Consider the following 16731-nt stretch of genomic DNA (forward strand, 5'->3'; position numbering starts at 1 on the left):
CTTGCACTCCCCACCAGAGCGCGATTAAAATGCGCGGCTCACCCGGTCCTCCCGGGACCGGTCCCTGAATAGAGATTACGTATGCCCAGCGTCAAAGTCCGCGAAAACGAGCCTTTCGAGTTTGCCCTGCGTCGCTTCAAGCGCACCTGCGAGAAGGCCGGCGTCCTCGCCGAGACCCGCAAGCGCGAGTTCTACGAGAAGCCGACCCAGGAGCGCAAGCGCAAGGCCGCCGCTGCGGTGAAGCGCCAGTCGCGTCGCGCCTCGCGCGATGTGACCAAGCGTCAGCGCCTGTACTGAGTACAGCGGGTTCTTCCCCTTGTGGCCGGCCTCCGGGCGGGTCACGGTGGAAGCCGAAAGCCGGCCGCGCCCCTGCGCCGCCGGCTTTTTGTGTTTTTGACGCCATCCGGGCCGGAGCGCTTGCCGGCCGCGCATTGCGCAGTTTTGGCCTTCGCCCCCTCAGCGCGAGGCGGGTGTCCTGCCCCTCACCCATTGGAGTGACCCCATGAGCCTCAAGCAACGCCTGACCGACGACATGAAGGCCGCCATGAAGGGCGGCGACAAGGACACCCTGGCCGTCATCCGCCTGATCAACGCCGCCATCAAGCAGCGTGAGGTCGACGAGCGCATCGAGCTGGACGATGCCGCCGTGATCGCCGTGCTGGAAAAGATGGTCAAGCAGCGCAAGGACTCGGTCAGCCAGTTCGAGGCCGCCGCGCGCGAAGACCTCGCCGCCGTCGAGCGCGCGGAACTGGTGATCATCGACCGCTACCTGCCGGCCAAGATGGGCGAAGCCGAGATTGCGGCTGCCGTCGACGCCGCCATCGCCGAAACCGGCGCCACCGGGGCCGCCGACATGGGCAAGCTGATGGGCGTGCTCAAGCCCCGCCTGGCCGGACAGGCGGACATGGGTCTGGTGTCCAAGCTGGTGAAGCAGAAGCTGGGCTGAATCGCCACGGACGCGCCCACCGGCGGTGCCGCCATCGACGCCGCCTGCGGGCGGCGTCGCCGTTTCCGACACGCCTGCACGCGCATGGCATCCTAGCGACTCCATGGCCCGCATTCCTGACGCCTTCATCGATGACCTGCTCGCCCGCTCCGACATCGTCGAGCTGATTGGCGCGCGCGTGCCGTTGAAGAAGCAGGGCCGCGAGTACAGCGCGCGCTGCCCGTTCCACGACGAGCGCTCGCCATCGTTTACCGTGTCGCCGACCAAGCAGTTCTACCACTGCTTCGGGTGCGGCGCGCACGGCACCGCGATCAGCTTCCTGATGAACTACGACCGCCTCGAGTTCCTCGACGCGGTGGAGGAACTGGCCAAGCGCGCGGGCATGGAAGTGCCGCGCGACACGCAGCAGCGCAACACCAATCCCGACGGGCAGGACCTGTACGCGGCGCTGGACGCATCGGCGAAGTTCTTCCAGAAGCAGTTGTCCGGCAGCGCGAAGGCGCAGGCCTACCTCGACGGACGTGGCGTGGATGGGGCCACCCGCGAGCGCTTCGGCATCGGCTACGCGCCCGACGGCTTCAACGCCTTGCGCGATGCGTTGGGCAGCGACGAGCGCCGACTGAAACTGCTCGAGCGCGCCGGCATGATGTCGCGCAACGACAGCGGCCGCGTCTACGACAAGTTCCGCGACCGCGTGATGTTCCCGATCCACGATCGTCGCGGGCGCACCATTGCGTTCGGCGGGCGCGTGCTCGAGAAGGACGACGGCCCCAAGTACCTCAACTCGCCCGAGACCGAGCTGTTCCACAAGGGCCGCGAGCTGTACGGCCTGTGGCAGGTGCGGCAGGCGCACAACAAGATCCCGCGGCTGATCGTGGTCGAGGGCTATATGGACGTGGTCGCGCTGTTCCAGCATGGCGTGGACACCGCGGTCGCCACGCTCGGCACCGCCACCACGCCCGACCACGCCGAGTTACTGTTCCGCAACGCGCCGGACGTGTACTTCTGCTTCGACGGCGACCGCGCCGGCCGAGGCGCGGCGTGGAAGGCGGTCGAGTCGGTGCTGCCGCGCATGAAGGACGGTCGCCAGGCGTTCTTCCTGTTCCTGCCCGAAGGCGAGGACCCGGATTCGCTGGTGCGGCAGGAAGGCCATGAGGGCTTCAACGCGCGCCTGCAGCAGGCCACGCCGCTGTCGCAGTTCTTCTTCGACTCGCTCGCCGCCGACGTCAATCTCACCACGTTGGAGGGCAAGGGCCGCCTCGCCGAGCGTGCCAAGCCCTACCTGCTGCAGATCCCCGACGGCGCCTTCGGCGACCTGATGAGGCAGCGGCTGACCGAGCTCACCGGCGTGGGCGCACGCGCCAGTTCGCCGGACACGCACGTACCGGTGCAGCGCGCGCGCAGTGGCGCCACGACCTCTGCTGGCAAGCGCAGCATCGTGCGCAGCGTGATCGCACTGCTGCTGCTGCACCCCGCCTTGGGCGTCGAACTGCAGCCTCCATACCGCTTCGCCTCCCTGCGCCAACCCGGGGTACCGCTGCTGGTGGAACTGCTGCAACTGGTCGACCAACGCCCGGACATCAGTACCGGAACGCTGCTCGCGCATTTCGAAGGCCGCGAGGAACATGCGGCGTTGCAGAAGCTGGCGCTGATGGAAGTTCCGGGCGACGAAGCCAGCTGGCTGCGCGAATTCCTCGACGCCATCGACCAGCTGGAGCGGCAGACGCTGCGTCAGCGCGTGGACGAACTGCTGGCGCGGGTCAGCAGCGCGGGGCTTTCGGCGCTGTCCGCATCCGAGAAGGCCGAACTGCGCGAACTGCAGAGCGCGGTGCGCAAGAGCTCCTGAGCTGCGGCCCACGCGTCACCTACTCCGGCAACCCGCAGGGCGCTAAGCTCGAGCCTCCAACGCCCCCTGCCCGGAGCCGCCCGATGCGCCTGCGACGCCTTGCCCCGCTCACCGCTCTCACCCTGGCCTGCGCGAGTGTCCTGGCGGCACCGCCCGCGGTGCAACGCGAGGAAGTCGGCACCCGCGTCAGCGAGAACATCCCCGCCATCCCGCCAGCGCTGGTGGAGCGGCTGAACCGCTACCAGAACACCCGCGGCGCGGGTTTCGCCGGATGGACAAGCGGCGACTGCATGCTGATCAGCACGCGCTTCGCCGAAACCAACCAGATCCACCGCGTGTGCCAGCCCCTGGGCATGCGCGAGCAGTTGACCTTCTACCACGAGCCCATCAACGGCGGCCGCGTCGCCCCGGTCGGCTCCAGCCTGGACGGCTTCGTGTTCGGCAAGGACGTCGGCGGCAACGAGTTCTGGCAGCTGCACTGGTTCGACCTCGCCACCCGCAACGTCACCCTGCTCACGGATGGCAAATCGCGCAACCAATCGCCCACGTTCTCGCACGACGGCAAGCAGTTGGCATACAGCAGCACCGTGCGCAACGGCAAGGACGTGGACGTGTGGGTGATGGACACCGCCACGCGCCAACCGCGCGTGGTGGTCAGCGAAGGCGGCCAGTGGTCGGCGGAGGACTTCTCGCCCGACGGCAAGCGCCTGCTGGTCACCCGGTACGTATCCGCCGCCGAGTCGTATCCGGGCGAAGTCGACCTCGCCACCGGCAAACTCACCATGTTCCCGGTTGAGGGCGGCAAGGCGGCCTTCGGCGGCTTCCGGTACGCGCCCGATGGCCAATCGGCCTACTTCGTGTCCGACGAGCCGGTGGGTGGCAAGCCCAGCGAGTTCAAGACACTGCGCCACCACGATCCAGCGAGCGGCAAGGTCACTGAACTGTCGGCCGGCATCCCGTGGGACGTCGAGGACTTCACCCTCGCGCAGGACGGGCGCCACCTCGCCTTCGTCACCAACGAGGACGGCATCAGCAAGCTGCACGTGCGCACCCTGCCCGACCACCGCGCCGTAACCTTGCCCGCACTGCCTGTAGGCGTGATCGGCGGCCTCGACTTCTCGCCCGATGGCGAGCGCCTCGCGATCACGCTCAATACCGCCACCTCGCCCAGCGACGTGCACGTGCTCAACCTCGCCAGCGGCGCGATCACACGCTGGACGCGCAGCGAAGTCGGTGGCCTGGACGCGACGAAGTTCGTCACCCCCACGCTGGTGCGCTACCCCACTTTCGACAGGGCCGACGGCAAGCGCCGCACCATCCCCGCCTTCTATTACCGCCCGGCCAACATCCCCAAGGGCGCGAAAGTGCCGGTGGTGATCAGCATCCACGGCGGCCCCGAAGGGCAGTCGTTGCCCACCTTCAACCCCACCGCCCAGTTCCTCGCCAATGAGTTGGGTGTGGCGCTGCTGGTGCCCAACGTGCGCGGCTCCAGCGGTTACGGCAAGACCTGGCTGAGCCTGGACAACGCGGCCAAGCGCGAGGACTCGGTCAAGGACATCGGCGCGCTGCTCGACTGGGTCGCCAAGCAACCCGAGCTCGACGCCTCACGCGTGGGCGTGCAGGGCGGCAGCTACGGCGGCTACATGGTGCTGTCGTCGCTGATGCACTACAGCGACCGCATCCGCGCCGGCGTGGACATCGTGGGCATCTCGCACTTCGGCACGTTCCTGAAGAACACCGAGAGCTACCGCCGCGACCTGCGCCGTGCGGAGTATGGCGACGAGCGCGACCCCGAAATGGCCAAGGTGTTCGAGCGCATCTCGCCGCTCAACCACGCCGATCGCATCACCTCACGCCTGTTCGTGGCGCAGGGAAAGAACGACCCGCGCGTGCCCTACACCGAGGCCGAGCAGATCGTGAAGGCGGTGCGGGGCAACGGCCAGCCGGTGTGGTACCTGCTGTTCAACGACGAAGGCCACGGCTTCCGCAAGAAGAGCAACGTGGACTACTACAGTGCCGCGACGATGCTGTTCTGGCAGCAACACCTGCTGGGCAACACGGACTGACCCGGCGGGCGGCGGAACCCGCGGGACCAGGCGGCGATCACGCCGCCTGCAGCTCCAGCACGGGGGCCGGCGCCAGCGCCGGCATCAGCCAGTGGTCGACCAGCAGGAACGCGAACAACACCATCAGGTACACGATGGAGTAGTTGAACACCTTCATCGCGAACATCTCGTCCGGCGGGTTCATCAGCTTCCACGCGTACCAGACGAACACCAGGCCCAGCACCAGCGCGCCACCGAAATAGAACAGGCCGCTCATGCCGGTGGCCCACGGCAGCATGGTCACCGCCACCAGCAGCACGGTGTAGAACAGGATCTGCCAGCGGGTGTATTCCACGCCGTGCGTGACCGGCAGCATCGGCACCATGGCACGCGCGTAGTCGGCCCGGCGGAAGATTGCGAGTGCCCAGAAATGCGGCGGCGTCCACACGAAAATGATCAGCACCAACAGCAGTGCGTGCGCCCAGTCCCACTCACCCTGCATCCCGGTCATGGTCGACCAGCCCAGCAGCGGCGGCGCCGCGCCGGCGAGGCCGCCGATGACGATGTTCTGCGGCGTCGCGCGCTTGAGGTACACGGTGTAGATCACCGCATAGCCGATCAGCGACGCGAAGGTGAGCAGCGCCGTGATGGTGTTGACGAACAGCACGAGCACCGCCATCGACAGTGCCGCCAGCACCAGTGCGAACACCAGCGCCTGTTTCGTCGACACCCCGCCGACCACCAGCGGTCGCCACGAGGTGCGCGCCATCTTGGCGTCGATGCGCTGGTCGAGGATCTGGTTGATCGCCGCCGCCGAGGACGCCGCCAGCCAGATCCCGAAAAAGCCGAGCGCACCGCGCAACGCCTCCTCGCCCGTCGGCAGGCCCTCGATGGCCAGCAGCATGCCGACCAGCGCGGTGAACACGATCAGCGCCACCACGCGCGGCTTGGTCAGGTCCCAGTATTGGCGCATCGAGGTGGCCATCAGTGCTCCGGTTCGCGCAACCGCGCGAGCAACGTGACCAGCACGAACAGCAACAGCACCGCACCGGCGGTGTGCGCCACGGCAACGTGCAGCGGCAGCGCCAGCTTCACGTTGGCAATGCCCAGGCTGACTTGCAGCAGGGTCAGCACGGCCAGCAGCGAACCCCAGCCGCGCATGCCCGGCGTGCGCAGCAGGCGCGCGGCCAGCAGCAGCAGGTAGACGAAGACCACCACGGCCATGATGCGGTGACTGAGCTGGATTGCGATGCGTGCCGCGCCATCCAGCACGCCGCCCTCGTAATCCACCCCGATGCCGCGCCACAGCACGAAGCCTTCGCCGAAATCATTCGGCGGCCACCACTGGCCCACGCACTTGGGGAAATCGGTGCCGCAGGACAGCGCGGCATAGTTGGCGCTGGTCCAGCCGCCCAGCGCAATCTGCAGCCCCAGCACCATCAGGCCGGCGACCACCCACTTGCGCAGCACCGAAGCGTCCGCGAGCCGGATCGGCAGGTGGGTGGCGCGCCACGCCAGCCACAGCAGCAGCGAGAAGGTCAGCAGGCCGCCCAGCAGGTGCCCCATCACCACAATCGGCTTCAGCAGCCAGGTGACCGTCCACATGCCCAGCAGCGCCTGGAAGATGATCACGGCCAGCGTCAGCACGCCCACCCGCGCATGGTCCAGGTTGCTCCAGCGCCAGGCGGCCAGCAGCAGGATCGCCTCCGCGACGATCGCGAGTACTGACGCGGCCACGTGCTGGCCTTGCATGTAGAGCGGAATGGCGACGGCGACCAGCGCGCTGGCCCCCAGGATCTGGGCAATGCCAAAACGGCGACGCCGCGCGGCCAGCAGCGCCAGTGCCAGCACCAGCAGCCCGAGGCCCGCCGCGATATGGCGGTGCACCTGCTCACGCCAGGCCTTGCTGTCCTCGAACGGGCGGATCGCGGTGGCCACGTGCTCGGCCGCTTCGTGCGTGGCGCTCGGCCACGTGGCGCGACCGTAGCAGGTCGGCCAGTCGGGGCAGCTCAGTCCCGCATTGGACAAGCGCACGAAGGCGCCAAACACGATCAGGCAGAGGGCAACGCCCACCGCCAGCCAAGCCAAACGGTGCAGGTGCTTGTACTGGACGGGCTTCACGGGTGCGGTCATGCGCAGGCTCACTTCAGCTTCAGCAGCTTGGCCATGTCCGCGCGCAGGCCGCCCGGATCGAAACCGGGAGCGTAGCGCAGAATGACAAAGCCATTAGGGTCAATCACATACACCGGCACACCACGCGGGTCGTTCACGCGAGGCAAGCCCGCGTTCAACGCGGGCGAGGGCTGCAGTTCGTGCAGGCTCGCCGGACGTGCGGCGCCCGCGGGCACGTCCCCGATCCACAGCACATGCACCTTGTCCGCATCCTTGCCGAACAACTGCCACACCAGGTCGAGCTCGCGCGCGAGTTCGACGCACTCGCTCGCGCACGACGCCGGCGGCGCCAGCGCGATGCGCCAGGTACGCTCCACCGGGCTCCAGGCGTAAGACTTGCCGTCCTTGGTCAACGGCACCACTTGGCGCAGGTCACCGGGCGGTTGCAGCAGCTCGCCGTGGTTCTTGTTGCCGGCCGGGCGCCAGCCGGAGAAGCGCAGCACGCCGGCAAACAGCAGCGAGCCGAAGAAGATGGCGAAGATCGCAAGCAGCATCAGGCGATTGCGACGGACGGTGGCGGCATCGAGGCTCATCGGGTCTTCCTGCGGAAGGTCAGAATCAGGGCAGTGGCTAACACGGTCAGGGCGAGGGCGAACCATTGCACGGCATAGCCGCGGTGTTTTTCGGGCGGCAGGGTGTTGGACAGCAACGCCAGGTCGCGGGAGTAGCCAAACGGCACATCGGGGTCCAAACGCAGCACACGAGGCGCCAGCGGCACCGAAAGGCCGGTCATGCGTTGAACATCGGCCACGTCGACGCGCGCCATCAGCCAACCCTCGCCCTGCGCCGCCAGCGACGGCCCCAGCGCAAGGCCGGCCGAGGGAGGCGGTGACAGCAGGCCGCGCACCGCGACCCGACCCTCGGGACGCCCGATGGCCGGCAAGGTGCGATCGCCGGGCAACGGCAACCAGCCCAGATCCACCAGCAGCGGTGCGCCGTCGTCTGGTACGAAGATTCGGTATGCGCGGATGCCGACGCGCCCTTCCCGTTGCTGGTTGTCCAGCCACAAGGGACCGCGCGGGTCGAACTGGCCCTCGCCTGCGGCCCATTCGACCGTTTGGGTGCGCGCAGGGTCTGCCGCCGCGGCCAGCGGGCCGGGCGTACGCTGCGCCAACACGGCGCCAGCGGCCTCCAGCATGGCCTGCTTCTCGACCGCACGGCGCGACTGCCAGAGCCCGAGGGTGGCGAAGCCAGCCGCCAACAGCAGGGCCAGCGCCCACCAGACAGTGAGTTTCAGCCGTGCGGGCATACCGCCCCCCGCGACAGCTGCGATAATGGCCTCATCGCCGCCCCAGTGCGGTCCTTGAGCATCGCACGCGCCTGCGTGCGGCGGAGTACAGCCATGAAGACCCTGATCATCGTCGGCGTCCTGATCCTCATTCTCTGGAACCTCGGTGCCGGCCTCTACTACATGCTGGTGGACAAGGGAGAGAGCAAGCGCACGGTCAACGCGCTCACCAAGCGCGTCGCGCTGTCCGTGTCGCTCATCCTTGGCATCGTCGTCGCCGCCCAGATGGGCTGGATCGAGTTCCACGGCGTCGGCCGCTGATCCACCCCGGGACCGGCATCCTCGCCGGGCACCGGCCGGCGCCGAAGGGTTCGGCACTTCCGGGATTCAAATGACCAACGGGCCGGCAATCGCCGGCCCGTTGCGTTTACTGCCTGGCGTTCGCTTACAGGACGTAGACGAACAGGAACAGGCCCAGCCACACCACGTCCACGAAGTGCCAGTACCAGGCCACCGCTTCGAACGCGAAGTGGTCGTCCTTGGTGAAGTGGCCCTTCAGGCAGCGCAGCCAGATGATCGCCAGCATCAGGGTGCCGAGGGTCACGTGGGCACCGTGGAAACCGGTGAGCATGAAGAAGGTGGAGCCGTAGATGCCCGAGCCAAGGGTCAGGTTCAGCTCGTTGTAGGCGTGGATGTACTCCTCCGCCTGGAAGAACAGGAACACGGCGCCCAGCAGGACGGTCAGGCCCAGGAACACCAGCAGCTGGGTGCGGTGGCCCGCCTTCAGCGCGTGGTGGGCAATCGTGACGGTCACGCCCGAGGTCAGCAGGATCAGGGTGTTGAGGAGCGGCAGGCCCCAGGCCGGAATGGTCTGGTAGACGCCACCGATATTGCCCGGGCCGTTGCTCGGCCACGCCGCGCTGAAGCCTTCCCACAGCAGGCTGTGGGTCATCACGCCGTCGCCCTCACCGCCCAGCCACGGCATCGCGAACTGGCGGGCGTAGAACAGCGCGCCGAAGAACGCGGCGAAGAACATCACTTCGGAGAAGATGAACCACATCATTCCCATGCGGAACGACACGTCCACCTGCTTGTTGTAGTTGCCGCCCACCGACTCGCGGATCACGTCGCCGAACCAGCCGAACAACACGCCGCACAGCAGTGCGATGCCAACGAAGAAGACCTTGTTGCCCCAGCTGACTTCGTTGAACCAGCTGGCGAGGCCAACCATGGTCACGAACAGCGCGATCGAGCCGAGGAACGGCCAGCGGCTGCTGTGCGGAACGAAGTAGTGGTTGGCGTCTGGCGAATGGGCTTGGGCCATGGCGGCAGGTTCCGTTTCAGTAACAGTTACAGGAGGATCACGGCGCGGCGTGCGGCGAGGCGGATGCCCCGGGCAGCTGCGTGGTGAGCGCATCGTTCTTGAAGAAGGTGTACGACAGGGTAATCGTCTTCACGTCGTCCGGCAGGTTGGGGTCGACGATGAAGCGCACCGGCATGTCCCGCGACTCGCCGGCCTTGAGCGTCTGTGCGGTGAAGCAGAAACACTCGGTCTTGTTGAAGTAGCCCGAGGCCCGCGCCGGGGCCACCGACGGCACCGCGCTGCCCACGAGGTCGCGGTCGCTGGTGTTGCGCGCGAAGTACGTGGTCTCGTACTGCTCGCCCGGTACCACTTCCATTGACAGCTGGTGCGGCTGGAACTGCCACGGCAGCTTGGAGTTCACGCCGCCGTCGAATTCGACCTTGACGGTACGGGTGACCTTGGCGGCACCGGCCTTGCCGGCCTCCACCGCGCCGCGCTCAAGGCGAATGCCCAGCACCTTCTCGCAGGCCAGACGGTACAGCGGCACCATGCTGAAGGTGAAGCCAAACGCCAGCAGCGCCACGACCACCATCTTGCCCAGGCCCGCGCTGCGGCGCGCCTCAGGCTTGGCGGAGGTCGATGCCTCGGCCGGCGATTGCGAGGGGTCCTGCGCGCTCATCGGCCCAGCACCCCCATCAGCAGGAACACCACGTACACCAGCACCGCGATCCCACCGACGATCCATGCCGTCCGGCGCGCGCCCTTGCGGCGCGCGTCGAGGTCGTCACGGTTGGCGGGATTCGGGCTCATGCCGGTCTCTGCTCAGCGCTCGGGATCAGTGGGTGATGTCGCCGTGGGCGAGATCGCCGTCCTTGATCACCGGCGGCGTCGAGAAGGTGTGGTGCGGCGCCGGCGACGGCACGGTCCACTCCAAGCCCTTGGCGCCTTCCCACGAACGGGCTTCGGCCTTGGCGCCGTACTTCTTGGAGTGCCACAGCACGTAGGCCATGAAGAACGGCGTGACGAACATGCCGAACGCACCGATCGAGCTCACCAGGTTCCAGTCCGCGAACACCACGTTGTAGTCCGGGATGCGACGCGGCATGCCGGCCAGGCCCAGGAAGTGCTGCGGGAAGAACAGCAGGTTGACGAAGACAATGGTCCACCAGAAATGGATCTTGCCCAGCGTCTCGTTGTACATGCGGCCGGTCCACTTCGGCCACCAGTAGTACACCGCGGCGATGATCGAGAACAGCGCGCCGGTCACCAGCACGTAGTGGAAGTGCGCCACCACGAAGTAGGTGTCGTGGTACTGGAAGTCCGCCGGCACGATGGCCAGCATCAGGCCGGAGAAGCCGCCGATGGTGAACAGGATGACGAAGCCGATCGCCCACAGCATCGGGGTTTCGAAGGTCAGCGAACCGCGCCACATGGTGGTGACCCAGTTGAACACCTTCACGCCGGTCGGCACCGAGATCAGCATGGTGGCGAACATGAAGTAGATCTCGCCGCCCAGCGGCATGCCCACCGTGAACATGTGGTGCGCCCACACGATGAACGACAGGAACGCGATCGCGGCGGTGGCGTACACCATGGCCTGGTAGCCGAACAGCGGCTTGCGGCTGAAGGTCGGGATGATCTCCGACACGACGCCGAACGCCGGCAGGATCATGATGTAGACCTCGGGGTGGCCGAAGAACCAGAAGATGTGCTGGTACATCACCGGGTCGCCGCCGCCAGCCGCGTTGAAGAACGAGGTGGCGAAGAACTTGTCGGTCAGCAGCATCGTCACGGCGCCGGCGAGCACCGGCATCACGGCGATCAGCAGGAACGCGGTGATCAGCCAGGCCCAGCAGAAGATCGGCATCTTCAGCAGGTCAACGCCCGGGGCGCGCATGTTCAGCACGGTGGCGATGACGTTGATCGCGCCCATGATCGAGCTGATGCCCATCATGTGGATGGCGAAGATCGAGAACGCCACGTTGTAGCCACCCTGCAGCGACAGCGGCGGGTACAGGGTCCAGCCACCGGCCGGGCCACCGCCCGGCAGGAACAGGGTCAGCAGCAGCAGGGTGAACGCGAACGGCATGATCCAGAAGGACCAGTTGTTCATGCGCGGCAGCGCCATGTCCGGCGCGCCGATCTGCAGCGGGATCATCCAGTTGGCCAGGCCGACGAAGGCCGGCATCACGCCACCGAAGATCATCACCAGCGCGTGCATGGTGGTCATCTGGTTGAAGAACTCGGGGCTGACGTGCTGCAGGCCAGGCTGCGCCAGTTCGGTACGGATCACCACCGACATCGCGGCGCCGATGATGAACATGATGAAGCTGAACACCAGGTACAGCGTGCCGATGTCCTTGTGGTTGGTCGAGAAGAACCAACGCTCGATGAAGCCCTGCTGGTGGGCATGGTCATCGTGGTGGTGGTCAGCGGCGGGGTGCGTGGCAGCCATGGCCTACCTCTATCTGTGATTCTTGACGATCAGCCGGCGACCGCAGCGTGCTGGGTAGCAGCGGCGGCCGTGGCGTCGGTGGTCGGGGTCTCGCCTTCGGCCGGCGCGGCCGGTTCGGCGGGCGCGGCTTCGGCCGGGGCGGCGGCGGGGACGGCCGCCGGAGCAGCCGGGGCGTTCTTCGCCTTCTCGGCAGCCAGCCACTGCTGGTACTCGGCCTTCGGCACGGCCTTGACCACGATCGGCATGAAGCCGTGGTCCTTGCCGCACAACTCGGCGCACTGGCCGCGATACAGGCCCGGCTCGCGGATCTCGGCCCAGGCTTCGTTGACGATGCCCGGGATCGCGTCCTGCTTCCAGCCCAGCGCCGGCACCCACCAGGCGTGGATGACGTCGTCGGCGGTCAGCACGAAGCGGATTTTCGTGTCGGTCGGCAGCACGAGCACGTTGTCCACGTCGAGCAGGTAGTTCTCGTGGTCAGCGTTGGCAATGACCTTGCCGCTCTGGCGCAGCTCGTCGCTCTTGCGGTCCAGACGGCTGGTGAAGGACACGCCTTCGCCCAGGTAGTCGTACTTCCACATCCATTGGAAGCCGGTGACCTTCACGGTCATCGCCGACTCACGGGTGTCGTACATCTGGATCAGCTTGGTGGTGGCCGGGAAGACCATGACCAGCAGCAGGACCACCGGGACCACGGTCCACAGGACTTCCAGCTTGGTGCTGTGGGTCAGGCTCTGGTCCGCGACCGCGCCCTTGGACTTGCGGAACTTGAACATGGCCACAGCCATGGCGCCGAAGACCAGCACGCCGATCACCACGCAGATCCACAGGGCCAGCATGTGCGCCTCGTAGGCGTTCTGCGACAGGTGGGTCACGCCGCGGCCCATGTTGAGCTGCCACGGCTTGGGATCGGCGGCCTGCGCGTTCGCGAGGACCGGCAGGGCCAAGGCGGCTGCGCCGACTGCCCACTGCTTGATACGACCGGCTTTCATCAGTTCGAGCCCCGATAAATCTGAAAGTTATTGGATACAGCTCCGCGGGCTACCCGTTCCGGTCGACCGTGCCACAAGGCAGCAGGGGACCGTCCGGAAGGGGGTGGCTGGCAGGCCCGTCAGGGCCCATCACGCCGGGACCGGCGCTACGGATAACCGCGAAATGGTAGCCGCCCGCATTGACTTGCGGCAAGCGAGGAAATTTTTGTTGTGGTTGGAGGCCATCCTGAACGGCCTTCGGAGCCGCTTCACGTCTCCCGCTGGACGTGACCGCCGTCACTCCCGGGCGCCGCCCTCCATACGCTTGGGAATTGCCGGCGCGCGGGCCTGGAAGGCCTAGAATAGTCGGCTTTCCACGGCAGTCCCCCGGACCCGATGACCACCCACGCTTCCGCTGGCGGCCCGTCCGCCACCCCGGCCGGCGCCGCCCGGCTGATCAGCCCCGAACTTCCGCCGCCGCCCGGCGGCCCCCGCGCGGCCCTGACCGCGGGCTGGGTCCGCGATGAGGCCGCCCACGTGCGCGCGCTGCTCGAGCAGGCCCGCCTGCCCGAGGCCGACCGCGCCATCGCGCAGGCCACCGCCGCCGACCTCGTGCGCCGCGTACGCGCCCGCGCCAAGGACCAAGGCGCGATCGAGGCCTTCATGCGCCAGTACGACCTGGGCAGCGAGGAAGGCGTGCTGCTGATGTGCGTGGCCGAGGCGCTGCTGCGCATCCCCGACCAGGAGACCGCGGACAAGCTGATCCGCGACAAGCTGGGCGAGGCCGACTGGAAGAAGCACATGGGCCAGTCCGACTCGGTGCTGGTCAACGCCTCGACCTGGGGCTTGATGCTGACCGGCCACCTGGTCGACCTCGCGGACGAGACCAAGCGCGACGTGCACAACGCCTTCAAGCGCCTGATCGGGCGCGTGGGCGAGCCGGTGATCCGCCTGGCCGTGCGCCAGGCGATGAAGATCATGGGCCACCAGTTCGTCATGGGCCGCACCATCGGGGAAGCGCTGGCGCGCTCGCAGAAGGGCGCCAACGCCGCGTATCGCTACTCGTTCGACATGCTGGGCGAAGGCGCGCTGACCACCAAGGACGCGCTGCGCTACCTGCAGGCCTACCGCGACGCGATCCACGCGATCGGCAAGAGCGGGCCGGGCGGCAACTACCTCGGGCAGGACGTGTTCGGCGTGCCGTCGATCTCGGTGAAGCTGTCGGCGTTGCATCCGCGCTACGAGCACGCCAAGCGCGCGCGTGTGTTCGCCGAGCTGACCCCGCGCGTGCTGGAGCTGGCGCAATTGGCCAAGTCCTACGGCATCGGCTTCACCATCGACGCCGAGGAAGCCGACCGCCTGGAGCTGTCGCTGGACGTGATCGCCGGCGCCTACAGCGATGCGTCGCTGGACGGCTGGGAAGGCTATGGCCTGGCGATCCAGGCCTACCAGAAGCGCGCCCCGGAGGCGATCGACTTCATCGCCGACCTCGCCCGCCGCACCGGCCGCCGCATCCCGGTGCGCCTGGTGAAGGGCGCGTACTGGGACAGCGAGGTCAAGCGCGCGCAGGTCGATGGCCAGCTGGGCTACCCGGTGTTCACGCGCAAGCCCAACACCGACGTGTCGTACCTCGCCAACGCGCGGCGCATGCTCGAGGCGAGCGACGCGATCTACCCGATGTTCGCCACGCACAACGCGCAGACCATCGCCACCATCTGGCAGCGCGCCAAGTCGATGGGCCGCCAGAAGCACTTCGAGTTCCAGAAGCTGCACGGCATGGGCGATGACCTCTATGCCGAGGTGATCCCCGCCGATCGCCTCGACGTGCCGTGCCGCGTGTACGCGCCGGTGGGCAGCCACGAGGACCTGCTGCCGTACCTGGTGCGCCGACTGCTGGAAAACGGCGCCAACTCCAGCTTCGTCAACCGAATCACCGACGAAGCCATCGCCATCGACGACCTGATCCAGGACCCGGTCGAAACCGTGTCCGCCTTCGAATCCATCGCGCACCCGCGCATCCCGCAGCCGGTCGACCTGTACCGCAGCTACGGCATTGAGAGGAGCAACTCCATGGGCGTGAACCTCGCCAACGACGACCAACTGCGCGCGCTGGCCGAGCAGGTCAACGCCGAAGCGGCCAAGACCTGGCGCGCCGCGCCGCTGGTGCCAGGCGCGACCGTGACCGGCGCCGACATCGCCGTCACCAACCCGGCCGACCGCCGCGAGACCGTGGGCCACTGGCAGGCCGCCGACGGCGCCGTGGTCGAACTGGCGCTGCGCAACGCCGTCGCCGCGCAGCCGGCCTGGGACGCGACCCCGGCTGCCAGCCGCGCCGCGATCCTGGAGCACGCCGCCGACCTGTTGGAACAGCGCATGGCGCAGTACATCGCGCTGTGCACCAAGGAAGCCGGCAAGACCCTGCCCGACGGCGTGGCCGAGGTGCGCGAGGCGGTGGACTTCCTGCGCTACTACGGCGCGCAGGCACGCACGCTGTTCACCGTCGAGGCGCTGCCCGGCCCGACCGGCGAGTCCAACACCCTGCAACTGTCGGGCCGCGGCGTGTTCGTGTGCATCAGCCCGTGGAACTTCCCGCTGGCGATCTTCATGGGCCAGGTGGCCGCGGCGCTGGCCGCCGGCAACAGCGTGATCGCCAAGCCGGCCGAGCAGACCAACCTGATCGGCCATGCCGCGGTGAAGCTGCTGCACGAAGCCGGCGTGCCGGAAGGCGTGGTGCAGTTCCTGCCGGGTGATGGCGCCACCGTGGGCGCCGCGCTGACCAAGGACCCGCGCGTGGCCGGTGTGGCTTTCACGGGCTCCACCGAGACCGCGCGCGCAATCAACCGCGCGTTGGCCGCACGTGATGCCGCGATCGGCGTACTGATCGCCGAGACCGGCGGCCAGAACGCGCTTATCGCCGACTCATCCTCGCTGCCCGAGCAGGTGGTGAAGGACGCAATCGGCTCGGCATTCACCTCGGCCGGCCAGCGCTGCTCGGCGGCGCGCGTGCTGTTCGTGCAGGACGACATCGCCGACAAGGTGATTGGCATGCTCGGCGGCGCGATGGCCGAGCTGAAGGTCGGCAACCCCGGCCTGCTGTCCACCGACGTTGGCCCGGTCATCGACGAGGACGCGCTGAAGATGCTGCGCGATCACGCCGAGCGCATGGACCGCGAGGCGAGCAAGATCGGTGAAGTGGCGCTGGATGCCGACACCGCGCACGGCACGTTCTTCGCGCCGCGCGCCTACGCGATCCCGTCGATCGACGTGCTGCACAAGGAGGTGTTCGGCCCGGTGCTGCACGTGGTGCGCTGGAAGGCCGACCAGTTGGACAACGTGATTGATGCGGTCAACGCCACCGGTTACGGCCTGACGCTGGGCATCCACTCGCGCATCGACGAGACGGTGGAGAAGATCAGCCGTCGCATCAAGGTCGGCAACTGCTACGTCAACCGCAACCAGATCGGCGCGGTGGTCGGCGTGCAGCCGTTCGGCGGCCAGGGCCTGTCGGGCACCGGGCCGAAGGCTGGCGGTCCGCACTACCTGCCGCGCTTCACCACCGAGAAGACCATCACCATCAACACCACGGCGGCGGGTGGCAATGCGTCGCTGCTGACGTTGGGGGACTGAGGGCTGGGCGTCCGGGAGGCGCCCACCGCACACTCCGGCAAGTCGCGGCCCGTAATCCGCTTGGTTGCCGGAGTGTGCGGTGTACGCCCCTCCAGCGCTACAACCTCGTGGGGAAGAGGAAAAAAAACCCCGCCGAAGCGG

15 protein-coding genes are annotated in these 16731 nt (G+C 67.6%); 6 read left to right on the forward strand and 9 right to left on the reverse strand.

All coding sequences use genetic code 11. From position 1 onward, the window contains the following. Positions 1 to 81 precede the first annotated feature (81 nt). The 4 genes from rpsU (at position 82) to ACYVBS_RS14335 (ending at position 4858) form a co-directional block, all read left to right on the forward strand. Positions 82 to 297 (forward strand): 30S ribosomal protein S21, encoded by a 216-nt coding sequence (gene rpsU, locus ACYVBS_RS14320; RefSeq protein WP_036137208.1) that lies wholly within the window; start codon positions 82 to 84, stop codon positions 295 to 297. Positions 298 to 502: 205 nt separating this feature from the next. Further along, the gene (locus ACYVBS_RS14325) at positions 503 to 946 is read left to right on the forward strand and encodes a GatB/YqeY domain-containing protein (RefSeq protein ID WP_460824433.1); all 444 of its coding nucleotides are present in this window, start codon (positions 503 to 505) and stop codon (positions 944 to 946) included. 103 nt (positions 947 to 1049) lie between these two features. Then, positions 1050 to 2792 carry a DNA primase gene (gene dnaG / locus ACYVBS_RS14330; protein ID WP_460824434.1) on the forward strand — a complete coding sequence of 581 codons (1743 nt, stop codon included), beginning with the start codon at positions 1050 to 1052 and terminating at the stop codon, positions 2790 to 2792. A gap of 83 nt (positions 2793 to 2875) precedes the next feature. Beyond that, positions 2876 to 4858 carry a S9 family peptidase gene (locus ACYVBS_RS14335; protein WP_460824435.1) on the forward strand — a complete coding sequence of 661 codons (1983 nt, stop codon included), beginning with the start codon at positions 2876 to 2878 and terminating at the stop codon, positions 4856 to 4858. 37 nt (positions 4859 to 4895) lie between these two features. Here the strand turns inward: ACYVBS_RS14335 and ACYVBS_RS14340 are convergent, their stop codons facing one another. Genes ACYVBS_RS14340 through ACYVBS_RS14355 form a run of 4 tightly spaced genes read right to left on the reverse strand, consistent with a single transcriptional unit; the run spans position 4896 to position 8258 of the window. After that, positions 4896 to 5822 carry a heme o synthase gene (locus tag ACYVBS_RS14340; protein ID WP_460824436.1) on the reverse strand — a complete coding sequence of 309 codons (927 nt, stop codon included), beginning with the start codon at positions 5820 to 5822 and terminating at the stop codon, positions 4896 to 4898. Then, positions 5822 to 6970: a COX15/CtaA family protein gene (locus ACYVBS_RS14345; protein WP_460824438.1), complete on the reverse strand. Its 1149-nt coding sequence runs from the start codon at positions 6968 to 6970 to the stop codon at positions 5822 to 5824. Before ACYVBS_RS14345 ends, ACYVBS_RS14340 begins: the two co-directional genes overlap by 1 nt. Before the next feature lie 8 nt (positions 6971 to 6978). After that, entirely contained in the window at positions 6979 to 7542 is a 564-nt protein-coding gene (locus ACYVBS_RS14350; RefSeq protein WP_460824440.1) for a hypothetical protein, read from the reverse strand. Next, complete coding sequence (locus tag ACYVBS_RS14355) at positions 7539 to 8258, reverse strand: SURF1 family protein (RefSeq protein ID WP_460824442.1); 720 nt, start codon at positions 8256 to 8258, stop codon at positions 7539 to 7541. Before ACYVBS_RS14355 ends, ACYVBS_RS14350 begins: the two co-directional genes overlap by 4 nt. Before the next feature lie 93 nt (positions 8259 to 8351). On the opposite strand from ACYVBS_RS14355, the gene ACYVBS_RS14360 reads away from it, so the two are divergent. Continuing rightward, on the forward strand, positions 8352 to 8558 hold the full coding sequence (locus ACYVBS_RS14360) for a twin transmembrane helix small protein (RefSeq protein WP_460824443.1): 207 nt from the start codon (positions 8352 to 8354) through the stop codon (positions 8556 to 8558). Between the two features lie 124 nt (positions 8559 to 8682). Here ACYVBS_RS14360 and ACYVBS_RS14365 read toward each other — a convergent pair whose 3' ends face one another. Genes ACYVBS_RS14365 through coxB form a run of 5 tightly spaced genes read right to left on the reverse strand, consistent with a single transcriptional unit; the run spans position 8683 to position 12984 of the window. Then, entirely contained in the window at positions 8683 to 9561 is an 879-nt protein-coding gene (locus tag ACYVBS_RS14365; RefSeq protein WP_460824445.1) for a cytochrome c oxidase subunit 3, read from the reverse strand. A 37-nt stretch (positions 9562 to 9598) separates the two neighbouring features. Then, positions 9599 to 10219 (reverse strand): cytochrome c oxidase assembly protein, encoded by a 621-nt coding sequence (locus ACYVBS_RS14370; RefSeq protein ID WP_460824447.1) that lies wholly within the window; start codon positions 10217 to 10219, stop codon positions 9599 to 9601. Further along, a complete protein-coding gene (locus ACYVBS_RS14375; RefSeq protein ID WP_460824448.1) occupies positions 10216 to 10350 on the reverse strand; it encodes a hypothetical protein in 135 nt (44 codons plus the stop codon). Before ACYVBS_RS14375 ends, ACYVBS_RS14370 begins: the two co-directional genes overlap by 4 nt. 25 nt (positions 10351 to 10375) lie before the next feature. Further along, on the reverse strand, positions 10376 to 11995 hold the full coding sequence (ctaD, locus tag ACYVBS_RS14380) for a cytochrome c oxidase subunit I (protein ID WP_460824450.1): 1620 nt from the start codon (positions 11993 to 11995) through the stop codon (positions 10376 to 10378). Between the two features lie 29 nt (positions 11996 to 12024). Further along, on the reverse strand, positions 12025 to 12984 hold the full coding sequence (gene coxB, locus ACYVBS_RS14385; RefSeq protein ID WP_460824452.1) for a cytochrome c oxidase subunit II: 960 nt from the start codon (positions 12982 to 12984) through the stop codon (positions 12025 to 12027). A gap of 375 nt (positions 12985 to 13359) precedes the next feature. On the opposite strand from coxB, the gene putA reads away from it, so the two are divergent. Then, the gene (gene putA / locus ACYVBS_RS14390; protein ID WP_460824454.1) at positions 13360 to 16590 is read left to right on the forward strand and encodes a bifunctional proline dehydrogenase/L-glutamate gamma-semialdehyde dehydrogenase PutA; all 3231 of its coding nucleotides are present in this window, start codon (positions 13360 to 13362) and stop codon (positions 16588 to 16590) included. Positions 16591 to 16731 lie beyond the last annotated feature (141 nt).

The organism is Lysobacter olei (genome assembly GCF_054777355.1).